The 1,955-nt window shown below is 35.0% G+C and carries 3 protein-coding genes; all 3 read right to left on the reverse strand.

The window, feature by feature from the left end:
• Positions 1 to 72 precede the first annotated feature (72 nt).
• The 3 genes from H5162_RS21460 to H5162_RS20975 all read right to left on the reverse strand — a co-directional run bounded on the left by H5162_RS21460 (position 73) and on the right by H5162_RS20975 (position 1,438).
• Positions 73 to 204: a hypothetical protein gene (locus H5162_RS21460; protein ID WP_259398300.1), complete on the reverse strand. Its 132-nt coding sequence runs from the start codon at positions 202 to 204 to the stop codon at positions 73 to 75.
• Between the two features lie 246 nt (positions 205 to 450).
• The gene (locus tag H5162_RS20970; protein WP_182779434.1) at positions 451 to 762 is read right to left on the reverse strand and encodes a hypothetical protein; all 312 of its coding nucleotides are present in this window, start codon (positions 760 to 762) and stop codon (positions 451 to 453) included.
• A gap of 109 nt (positions 763 to 871) precedes the next feature.
• Positions 872 to 1,438, reverse strand: coding sequence for a hypothetical protein (locus tag H5162_RS20975; protein ID WP_182779435.1), 567 nt, complete (start codon positions 1,436 to 1,438; stop codon positions 872 to 874).
• Positions 1,439 to 1,955 lie beyond the last annotated feature (517 nt).

Genomic DNA, 1,955 nt, shown 5'->3' on the forward strand with positions numbered 1-1,955 from the left:
TTTGAATAAAAAGATCAAGAAAACACAGCTGCCTGCTTAACCGGAACTTTCTAATGGGTGACTCTACGCTCCCTAAATGCCATGAAATTGTACCCAATGGTTATCCCACTGAAGATATACATTTTTCACTTCAACACCTTTACCACGCCAATAATCATCAGTCCATTTCATTGCTGCTGAACTAGCAGCGCTAAAAAAACACATAATTAGAAAATACTAATTTTAAACATATTAAACTCTCAACAAAGTTATTTTAAATTTTTAATATAAAGCTTTAATCGCAATAAAATAGAAAGGCAAAAAGAAAGACCTGACCCTACTCTTTTTACTAATGGGTGACCCCATTCTAACCCCATTTTCTCTTGGTTTTTTGAATAAAAAGATCAAGAAAACACAGCTGCCTGCTTGACCGGAACTTTCTAATGGGTGACCCTATTTATTACACTCTGATTAATTAATTTTAAAATTAACAAAATTACTATCTAAATGTTTATTTTTTCCCCAATCCATATACCTAAATTTTATTTCATATTCACCTTTCTTAAGTTTATGCCATTCCTTAATCCAATCTAAATCTACCTTTGACCCATATATGTTAAACCTAGGTATTTTTACAACTTTAATATGTGACATATCGAAGTTCGCCAAAGATAGCTGTGTATCTATCACATTACCATTCTTATCTATCACAACTGGGCATATATTTGATTTTTGTTTACATGAGCCAACAATAAATACATGCGGATAATATTTTTCTGGCATATTTTCACCATTATCAAAAAAAAATAAATACTACTTTTATTTTTGAAAGCAATTAACTCTTCAGCTTGAATATTAAATACAGACAAGAAAAAAAATAATGATGCTATTTTTAACATGTTATTCCCCTAGAAGTTCTATTATCAATGTGAATATTTACACAATTATCATTTCTATTACTTTGCAATATCCCCACCTGTCTTTCCGTTAACCTAAAACGCTGATTGTGTTTAAGTTGAGCATCATAAGCTGAAACTTCTAATAAGCGAGAAGATTCCATTCCAAACTGCCCAATATACCTACTACCATTTTTTATATGATCCATTTCATGAAAAAGAGTTGAGCCGGTAAAACCAAGTCCTTCTTGTAATGTACTCAAACTGACAGAAATTCTATTGTCTTTAATTAAAGGATAATGCTTCAAAGCACTGTCAAATTTAGGATAGAAAAACTCACCACGATCTTCAAAATCAATCCCCCAGTATCCAGCAGCAAAGTTTAACGCCTGCTGATGTAAGCCACTATTATTTTCTGATATGCCTCTAGCCACTAAGTCATTAAATATTTTTTCAGCTTTTCTGTGTTCTTGAACCTCCCCCATTTTTTCAGCATTATACCACCATTGCATTGCTGAGGTGATGGCGCCATTGGCAAACTTTCCACCCGTAAGTTTAGACACGGTGCCGCCCACAACCCTGCAATCGCGGTACGGCTATATGCATTACCAAATTCAGTGGTTTTCGGATTCATAAACCCTTTCATACTGGCGGTGACTAAGGAATCAGCAGGGTCAGGTCTTGCATCTTGCCTTTTACTATAAAAGTCAAAAAGAAAGACCTGAACCTACTCTCCCTGCACGTTAACCGCTCATATTTTAAATGTTGGATATGCCCAATGCCTGAGCCATAAAGGGTTGGTTATGTGAAAACATAAACCACGGATTTGTTATAGCGCAGGGCATAAGCACTGCCAAAAACTGGACTGACATTGGCACTAAAAGATGACTGAGGCGAAAGCTAAGGGCCTTAATTTGTATGGCGTTCTTTATTCAAGCCACTGTGCATATTCACACCAATCGACGTCATTACTGGATGTATAGCCATATTTAAATTGAGTTTAAAAAGTAAGAAAACTTGGTTTTTTGAATAAAAAGATCAAGAAAACACAGCTGCCTGCTTAACCGGAACTTTCTAATG

This window comes from Pseudoalteromonas sp. SR41-8 (assembly GCF_014163915.1).
Lineage (GTDB): Bacteria > Pseudomonadota > Gammaproteobacteria > Enterobacterales > Alteromonadaceae > Pseudoalteromonas > Pseudoalteromonas rhizosphaerae.

Excerpts from the sequence above, each read along its gene's own strand:
- H5162_RS21460 (WP_259398300.1), bottom strand. The coding sequence starts at position 204 with ATGTGTTTTTTTAGCGCTGCTAGTTCAGCAGCAATGAAATGGACTGAT.
- H5162_RS20970 (WP_182779434.1), bottom strand. The coding sequence starts at position 762 with ATGCCAGAAAAATATTATCCGCATGTATTTATTGTTGGCTCATGTAAA.